This window comes from Ralstonia sp. VS2407 (genome assembly GCF_052950655.1).
Genome location: NZ_JBRFVG010000184.1, coordinates 1 through 496, shown reverse-complemented (window position 1 = coordinate 496; position 496 = coordinate 1). Strand labels below are relative to the sequence as shown.

The following is a 496-nucleotide window of genomic DNA, read 5'->3' as shown; positions in this document are numbered from 1 at the left end:
GTCCCCGCACCGTGCGGCGCCACCGCCTCTACACCGTCCTGGTCAGCCTCGCGCTGGTCGCCCTGGTGTCGTGGGCCGTGCTGCGGCTCTACCAGGAGGGGCAGTTCGCCTACGACAAGTGGGAGGTGTTCATCACCCCCCGCTACGTCACCGTGATCCTGCTCGACGGCGTCCTGACCACGCTGGAGATGGCCGGCAGCGCCGTCCTGGGCGCGCTCGTCTTCGGCCTGCTCCTCGGCATCGCCAAGCTGGCCGACCGTCGCTGGCTCTCGCTGCCCGCCGCCGTCGTGGTGGAGTTCTTCCGTGCCGTCCCGGCCCTGCTGATGATGATCCTGGTGTTCTTCACCTTCGGGGTCACCCGGGGCGAGTCGGGCGCCTACTGGAGCGTCGTGGTGGCACTGACGCTCTACAACGGCTCGGTGCTGGCCGAGGTGTTCCGGGCGGGGATCGTTGCGGTCCCCAAGGGACAGTCCGAGGCGGCGTACGCCCTGGGGAG

The 496-nt window shown here is 70.0% G+C and carries 1 protein-coding gene; it reads left to right on the top strand.

Annotated features, from left to right (window positions below):
- Positions 1-496, top strand: a 496-nt coding sequence (locus tag ACU8YE_RS24525; protein WP_446929995.1) for an ABC transporter permease subunit, incomplete at both ends; no start/stop codon positions are given.